General features: G+C 40.3%; 8 protein-coding genes. 2 read left to right on the forward strand and 6 right to left on the reverse strand.

Annotation, left to right across the window (positions count from 1 at the left end; genetic code table 11):
- Positions 1-26 precede the first annotated feature (26 nt).
- On the forward strand, positions 27-1,085 hold the full coding sequence (locus tag HMPREF2697_RS03275) for a DUF3114 domain-containing protein (RefSeq protein WP_004182961.1): 1,059 nt from the start codon (positions 27-29) through the stop codon (positions 1,083-1,085).
- A gap of 76 nt (positions 1,086-1,161) precedes the next feature.
- On the opposite strand, the gene HMPREF2697_RS03280 is transcribed toward HMPREF2697_RS03275, so the two are convergent.
- Complete coding sequence (locus tag HMPREF2697_RS03280; protein WP_070849623.1) at positions 1,162-2,328, reverse strand: dipeptidyl aminopeptidase; 1,167 nt, start codon at positions 2,326-2,328, stop codon at positions 1,162-1,164.
- 74 nt (positions 2,329-2,402) lie between these two features.
- Here HMPREF2697_RS03280 and HMPREF2697_RS03285 point away from each other — a divergent pair, with 74 nt between their 5' ends.
- The gene (locus HMPREF2697_RS03285) at positions 2,403-2,720 is read left to right on the forward strand and encodes a winged helix-turn-helix transcriptional regulator (protein WP_070849625.1); all 318 of its coding nucleotides are present in this window, start codon (positions 2,403-2,405) and stop codon (positions 2,718-2,720) included.
- Between the two features lie 173 nt (positions 2,721-2,893).
- Here HMPREF2697_RS03285 and HMPREF2697_RS03290 read toward each other — a convergent pair whose 3' ends face one another.
- The 5 genes from HMPREF2697_RS03290 to HMPREF2697_RS03310 form a co-directional block, all read right to left on the reverse strand.
- Positions 2,894-3,085 (reverse strand): PspC domain-containing protein, encoded by a 192-nt coding sequence (locus HMPREF2697_RS03290; RefSeq protein WP_002886147.1) that lies wholly within the window; start codon positions 3,083-3,085, stop codon positions 2,894-2,896.
- A 56-nt stretch (positions 3,086-3,141) separates the two neighbouring features.
- Entirely contained in the window at positions 3,142-3,819 is a 678-nt protein-coding gene (locus HMPREF2697_RS03295; protein WP_002886236.1) for a PAQR family membrane homeostasis protein TrhA, read from the reverse strand.
- The gene (locus HMPREF2697_RS03300; protein WP_002885964.1) at positions 3,812-4,261 is read right to left on the reverse strand and encodes a DUF1836 domain-containing protein; all 450 of its coding nucleotides are present in this window, start codon (positions 4,259-4,261) and stop codon (positions 3,812-3,814) included. Before HMPREF2697_RS03300 ends, HMPREF2697_RS03295 begins: the two co-directional genes overlap by 8 nt.
- Before the next feature lie 168 nt (positions 4,262-4,429).
- Positions 4,430-5,701, reverse strand: coding sequence for a hydroxymethylglutaryl-CoA reductase, degradative (locus tag HMPREF2697_RS03305; protein WP_070849627.1), 1,272 nt, complete (start codon positions 5,699-5,701; stop codon positions 4,430-4,432).
- A gap of 1 nt (position 5,702) precedes the next feature.
- Positions 5,703-6,869 carry a hydroxymethylglutaryl-CoA synthase gene (locus tag HMPREF2697_RS03310; RefSeq protein ID WP_070849629.1) on the reverse strand — a complete coding sequence of 389 codons (1,167 nt, stop codon included), beginning with the start codon at positions 6,867-6,869 and terminating at the stop codon, positions 5,703-5,705.
- Positions 6,870-7,019 lie beyond the last annotated feature (150 nt).

The raw sequence follows: 7,019 nt of genomic DNA on the forward strand, positions 1-7,019 counted from the left end.
TACGTATGTTATTGAGGAGAAATGTGATGCTCATTGGTTCAAAAGCCTTTCGAAACTTATGGAAGGACTGGCGAAGGGACTACCAACCATTGCAGGTGTTAAAGCTATTGCTAGCTTATATAGAGATGCCGGAGGATTTATCGGGAGAGCTTGAAGAAACCCAACACCTTTTATCTTATTTTGATCCTGACTTGGCACCACATGATTCCTTCTGGAAGGATGTCGTTAAATTGGTAGACCTGGCTTTTCCTGGTGATAGTTTGTCTAAGGATGTTTCTATAGAGCGACAAATCCATCAGCTACGTTACCTGATTTCTAGTCAACAGGTCCAGTATGTGCGGACGCATTATAAAAAGCCAGGGATGACAGATAAAGAAGCTTTGGCTGTCTACCTAAGATGGAAACCTTTCACCATGTTTGATCAGGGACGTTTGCACCAAAAGATTTCTATCTGTGATGGCAAGGCGGTTTATCCTGATGGGATTCCAAGTGTTAATTTGAAAATTCTTCTCTATAATCGGATTGAGTTTATTCTAGATAGTCAGGGAAACTTTCTCAATGAGGTCGATGCGGAGCAGGTGACCGAGAGTGGGGTGGTTAATGGTGCCAGTTTTAACTATGGTAATTTCAAACGCCACTGGCAACTGGATGTGGAGCCGGTCCAACCACATGACCCTGATTTTCGTAATCGAATGACTAGGGGCTTTCGTTCACCCAACAAATTGAAAAAACGTTGGGGACAGCAAGCGCCTGAACAGTTTGATAAATCTTTCTACAATCCAAAAGGCATCTATGCCCAGTCTCATAGGTCTTTGGCAAATGATGTCAAACGCCAAGCCAGACTTTTTCTCGCTCTGGTTTATGGCTTTAAACCGGATCAGACCAAGCAATCAAAGGAGGTTCATATGTCTAAACAACCACAAAACAATAAAGGAACAGCAGTTCTAGGCTCACTAGTCTTTATGGCCTTATACGCCCTAGGTATTTGGCACAATGCTGTCCGAGGAAATATTCCCTTTCTCATTCTTTGGAGTGTTTTACTCCTTGTTAATGTCAGCTATTTGATTTTCCGCTTGAGAAAATAAAAAAAGAAAGTGATACAGACCTAAATGGTAAGAAATTTAGGTCCGTATCACTTTTTTGTTTACATATGTCTATAAATTAAGGTAACTCTATTTCACTTAACCATTCAAAGATTTCGTCATTACTATCAAAAGCAGAACCATTCTGACAGTGAAGGTCGCTTGAGTAGTTTTCTTTATCAAAAATAATTAACTTTTTCTCTTTCGAGGGTATGGATTCAAAATACTTAAAACCTAGTTGTTTATCGTAATACATATCATTGGCAGCTAAAAGTACTAAAACAGGGCCTGTAATTGTTACTTCCTTAAATTCCTTACAGCGATTAATTAAAGAAGATAGTGAGGATTCTCCAAAATTCCACTTTGCGTGTTCAACCTGCCAATTTAAAAACTTATTTCTTTGAATATAAAACATAGCTAACTTTTCAACAAAACTTAGCATTGTATCACCAATGAAACGATGGAATAGTCTAGGGATATTATCTTTGAAGGATTCTAGGACACTTGGGAAATAATTATATAAAACAATACTATCAAATAAGTCATTTTTATTTCCTTGTGCGCGAGCCATTAGCAAACCGCCCAAGGATAGACCGATTCCGATAAAAGGTTTAGAAACTTGATTTTCGTAGTAATTAATTACGGCTTGGCAAACCTTTTCCCAATTAGGAATAAATGGAAGATGATGTTCTCTAAGGACAGAGGATTGACCGGGTCCCTCAAAAATGATGACATCATACCCCTCTTCGATTCCTGCAACAACATTTGTAAAATAAAGTTCTTCTAACAAGGCATCGAAACCACCACAGATAAAGAGTGTTCCTTTGCATGTTTTTGTCTTATGAGTGAAATAAAGAGAACGTAAAGAGATATCATCATACGGAATGTTTTCCAAACGATAAGGAATTTCTAACGTATTTAGTCCCTCATAAAAATATTTAACTGATAATTGATAGACGTTTATTTTTCTTTTATCCAAAGGGGAAAGGAAAAATTCAGAGGCTTGGAAATAACGACTGGCTCGCAAAAAAGCATGTCCTCGACTAATTTTAGAGGAATATCTTGGACTACGTTTTAATAGTTTTTCAGCACCATTTTTCCAGCCATGATACCAAGACTCGTAGTTACCATCTGTGATCTGTTGACAGATATTTTCAACCTCGGCAAAGTCACTTCCACCTTTTGGGCAGTACCACATGACACGTCGTGTTTCAAATTCGAATTCTCTTGTTTCAAAAAATACCATGCTTTGCTCCTTTCGAATGTAGTACAATAGTAACAGACTTTAATAATGAGAAAAAGAAGGTACCTAGAGGTAACATGGAAAACGAAATCTATTTACGCAAGCTTGCTCAACCTTTGTTAGGGAAATGGGCTATATTTATTATTTTAACGTTAGAAAATGAGACACTTCATTTTGCAGAACTTGAAAGAAGGTTGAAGACTATATCTCGAAAAGTTCTTGCTCAAAATCTTCGTGAATTAGAGTCAATTAATATCATTAGTCGTGAAGGAAAAGCTAGTACAGGTTCTCCAGTTTATTATGGTTTAACTGATTTAGGAAAAGATTTTTTACCACTTTTATACCAAATAAAAAAGTGGATTAGAGACCATGAAGACTTGCTTTCACGAGAATAAGATTATTGTTTGCTAATATGAAATACATAGTGGAGCTTCCTAGATTCCTGAAATCATCCACTGGACAAGTTCATCTAAGGTCCGATATTATCTAAAGAAATTCCAAAAACTTTATCTTCAATCTAAAAAAGGTTTACCAATTGGCAAACCTTTTTTGTATATTCAATTATAACTTACCACTTGCTTTCTTCTGGGATAATAATCCAGCAAATGATGTAGAAAAGAAAGCCTGTTCCGAATAAGAAAATCGCTGCAGCCCAAATGAGGCGAATAATGACAGGGTCAATGTCAAGATATTTAGCGATACCAGAACAAACACCGGCAATGATTTTGTTGTTTGGATCTCGTCTGAGTTCTTTTTTCATATGATTTACCTCCGTATGCCTTATTATACCATAACACCTTGAAGTCTAGTATTAGCTTAAGGAAGCATGAAGTAGACGATACCCAGATATTGCAGAGCCGAAGCCAGCATGATGAAGAGGTGCCAAATCATGTGGAAGTATGGTTTTTTCTTAGCGTAAAAAGCTGCCCCGACCGTGTATGACAATCCTCCGGCAAGCATAAGTCCCCAAAAGGCTGGCCCTGTCTTGGTGACGATAGCTGGAATAATGAAGATAACCAACCATCCCATCATCAGATAGAGGAAGAGGGAGAATTTTTCATTGATTTTTTTAGCAAAAATTTTATAGAGAATACCAAAAATGGTTGTTCCCCATTGAAGGATGATGATGCTATAGCCTAGCCAACCGCCAACCAATGAGAGGGCAACAGGGGTGTAGCTTCCAGCAATGGCGATATAAATCATGCTGTGGTCAATAATTCTTAAAACCATCTTGTGGGGTGAATTGTAATCCATAGCATGGTAGATGGCTGAGCTCAAAAACATGAGGAATAGGCTGATAACGAAAACAGACATCCCGACAGCAGCAGTCATACCATAGCCGTTGTTGGCATGAACGGCAGTAATTGGCAGTAAGACCAGCATGGCCACCGCTCCTACGGCGTGTGTCACGCTGTTTGCCACTTCCTCACCAAAGCTAAGTTTTTTACTGAGTTTGAGGTTGGGAGAAGTATTAAAAGTAGCAGTATTAGACATTATTTCCTCCTTCAAGGTCGTTCAAAAGTTGATGGGTAGCTCGGTAGCATTGAAGCGTCTGACAGGCTGAGAGTATGACTTGTGGAGCTTCTTGAGGAAACTGACCATTCATACAGGCTACAAAGTCATTGTAGTAGCTCTTTTGGCTTTCAGCATCTGTTCGTAGGATTTCTAAGGTTTTGGCAATCTCAGAAATCTCAAAGACAGTCTTTAGACTAGTGATAACAATAAGTCTAGCTACCTGGGCAGCATTATATTTTTTCTTGATGGGTTTTGCGACATGGCCGTGTTTGACATAATTATTGACCATAGATGCGGTTAACCCCTTGTCGTTTGGTCCCAGAGTGCTTTGGGTGACCTGATTGACATAGAGCAAAACCTGATCCAAATAGAGTTCAATCTCTGGTAATTCTTCCCAGAGAGGGTATTGTTGTGTTGTCAAATTATAAAAACCTCTTTATCTAGTTTTCATAACTAGATTATAACATTATAGAAATTCAAGTCAAGTCAGAACTTGTGAGATATGAAAAAGATGTTGAGATAATATTTCCAACATCTTTATTTTTTATGTGATAAGGCAGAGTGATTTTTTATGCTTTTGAATCACTTCTTATGGGGTTCTGAGTTTCTCCAAAATTGCTTGTGCAGTTTCTTGGTTCATATGTTTGGCCTTGAGAAGTTCAGCCAAAACTTGAGGCATTTCTTCAGGACTAGCCCCAGCTAACAAGGCCAGGGATTTGGCTTGGAGTTTCATATGTCCTGCCTGTATTCCTGTTGAAGTCAGAGCTTTCAGAGCAGCTAGATTTTGTGCTAAACCAAGAGAGACGATGATACTAGCTAGTGTTTTAGCATCTGGATGATTAAGCAAGTCATGGGCGATAGAAGCACTAGGGTTAAGTCCGATAGAACCTCCACGGGTTGCTATTGGCATGGGGAGGGTTAATTCTCCAACAAGTTCCTTAGCTTCCTGATCATAAGTCCATGTGGACAGACCACGGTAGCTACCATCCTTGCTTGCATAGGCATGGCTACCGGCCTCAACTGCTCGCCAATCGTTTCCGGTCGCGATAACTAGGGCATCGATACCATTGAAAATTCCCTTGTTATGGGTAGCTGCTCGGTAAGGGTCCACCTGAGCCAGTTGGCTAGCCATCTCCATTTTCTTGGCTAAGTCATGTGCCTCTTCCTTATTACGACTGAGGAAGCGTGTGCTAAGACGACAAGTCGCTGTCACAAGACTCTCAGTGGCTAGATTTGAGAGAATAGCCATAAGGCTTTGACCTTCTGATAGGTTTTCTAATTCTGGCACCAGGGCTTCCATCATGGTGTTGACCATATTGGCTCCCATGGCTTCTTGGGTATCAACGGCTAGATAGACAATGAGGAAGTCTCCTTTAGTCTCAGTCCAGAGCTTGCGAGGGCCACCCCCACGCTTAACAATAGAAGGGTGAGCCTCTTTGGCAATCTCTATAAGGTCCTGACTGGCTGCTTGAATTTTTCTTGAAGCATCATCCTTATCAGGAACGTCAAAGAGGGCAACTTGGCCAATCATCTGACGGTCATGAATCGTAGTCGTGAAACCACCAGAACGCTTAATGAGCTTGCTAGCGTAGGAAGCAGCAGCCACAACTGAAGGTTCTTCGGTAACTATGGGAACCTGATAAGTCACACCATCTACCAATACATCTGGGCAAATGGCAAAGGGAAGTGTGAATCGACCAATGACATTTTCAGCCATTTGATTGGCTGTTTCAAGGGTAAGTTGTTGGTCCTTATCCAGAAGATCTTGATTTTCCTGAGACAAAAGAGCATTCTTTTTCAAATGCTCCTTACGTTCTTGCGGTGTCTTCTTGGAAAAACCAGTCCAAGAGAGTTTTGTCATATTAATTTCCTTTATAGATACGTTGGTGTTCAGAGATTTCAGCTAAACGGAAAGCTCCGGTTTGGTAATCAGCGAATTGAGTAGAACCAGTGTCATCCAACTGAGTCTCTTCATAGAAAAGTTTTTCATAATCAGCAACGCTTAATTGTTGACGTTTGGCAAAGGTATCTAGGCGGTCCGAACGAAGCAGGTCTTTGTAACCTTCAACCAGACGTCCTGAGAAAATTTCAGAGACAGCTCCAGAACCGTAAGAGAAGAAGCCAATCTTATCTCCGGCTTTAAGGTCTTGCGACTGTTCAAGCAAAGAAAGAAGTCCAAGATAGAGTGACCCTGTATAGATATTTCCAATTTGACGACTATAGGTAATTGAAGCATCGAAGTTGTTTGTCAGACGCTCTTTGTTCTCTGGATTCAAATCTTTTGGAATAATCTTGTTAAGTCCCTTAAGAGCTAGCTTAGGATAAGGAAGATGGAGACAAAAAGCGGCAAAATCAGCAAAGTCAGCCTGATGGCGTTCTTGATAAGCTGCCCAAGTTGTCTTCAAACTGTCAAGGTACTGCTTGGTTGAATAGATGCCTTGAACATAAGGGGTTGAACTGTAGTTTGGACGCCAGAAGTCCATGACATCACGAGTTTGTGCCACATTATCATCAGCAAGTTCCAAAATACGTGGATTCTGACTGACTAGCATAGCTACAGCACCAGCTCCCTGAGTTGACTCACCAGAAGATTCCACACCATAGCGGGCAATATCACTAGCGATAACCAGAACCTTGCTATCTGGGTGGGCTGCCACGTGCAATTTAGCATAGTTAAGTCCAGCAGTTGCAGCGTAACAAGCTTCCTTCATTTCAAACGAACGAGCAAAAGGCTGAATACCTAAAAGACTGTGGACATAGACAGCAGCAGCCTTAGACTGGTCAATGGAAGACTCAGTAGCTACGATGACCATATCGATAGCATTTTTGTCGTCGTCATTTAAAATATCAGCCGCCGCATCAGAGGCAAGCGTCACGATATCTTCTGTAATCGGCGTAATACTGGTTGCATCAAGCATCAGCCCCTTGCTGAATTTTTCAGGCTCCGCCCCACGGGCAAGAGCGAGATCAGCCATGTTTAGAACATATTGACTGGTCGCAAAACCAATCTTATCAATTCCAATAGACATATGATGTTTCCTTTTTTCTTCATTGTAGAGTATCCAGAAGATACTAATCTATAGTGATTTTACCATAAAAGAGCGCTTTCGCCTTGAAAAAAACTTTGATAGTTAGTTATATCTCATTTTTATTTGAAAAAAACATTAAAAATAGCGCAA

This window comes from Streptococcus sp. HMSC064D12, from assembly GCF_001837205.1.
Classification (GTDB): Bacteria; Bacillota; Bacilli; order Lactobacillales; family Streptococcaceae; genus Streptococcus; species Streptococcus salivarius_D.

What these genes read in the sequence shown, in the direction of transcription:
- HMPREF2697_RS03290 (WP_002886147.1), bottom strand. Translation starts at nt 3,085, where the DNA reads ATGAAAAAAGAACTCAGACGAGATCCAAACAACAAAATCATTGCCGGT.
- HMPREF2697_RS03280 (WP_070849623.1), bottom strand. Translation starts at nt 2,328, where the DNA reads ATGGTATTTTTTGAAACAAGAGAATTCGAATTTGAAACACGACGTGTC.
- HMPREF2697_RS03275 (WP_004182961.1), top strand. Translation starts at nt 27, where the DNA reads ATGCTCATTGGTTCAAAAGCCTTTCGAAACTTATGGAAGGACTGGCGA.
- HMPREF2697_RS03305 (WP_070849627.1), bottom strand. Translation starts at nt 5,701, where the DNA reads ATGACAAAACTCTCTTGGACTGGTTTTTCCAAGAAGACACCGCAAGAA.
- HMPREF2697_RS03295 (WP_002886236.1), bottom strand. Translation starts at nt 3,819, where the DNA reads ATGTCTAATACTGCTACTTTTAATACTTCTCCCAACCTCAAACTCAGT.
- HMPREF2697_RS03310 (WP_070849629.1), bottom strand. Translation starts at nt 6,869, where the DNA reads ATGTCTATTGGAATTGATAAGATTGGTTTTGCGACCAGTCAATATGTT.
- HMPREF2697_RS03285 (WP_070849625.1), top strand. Translation starts at nt 2,403, where the DNA reads ATGGAAAACGAAATCTATTTACGCAAGCTTGCTCAACCTTTGTTAGGG.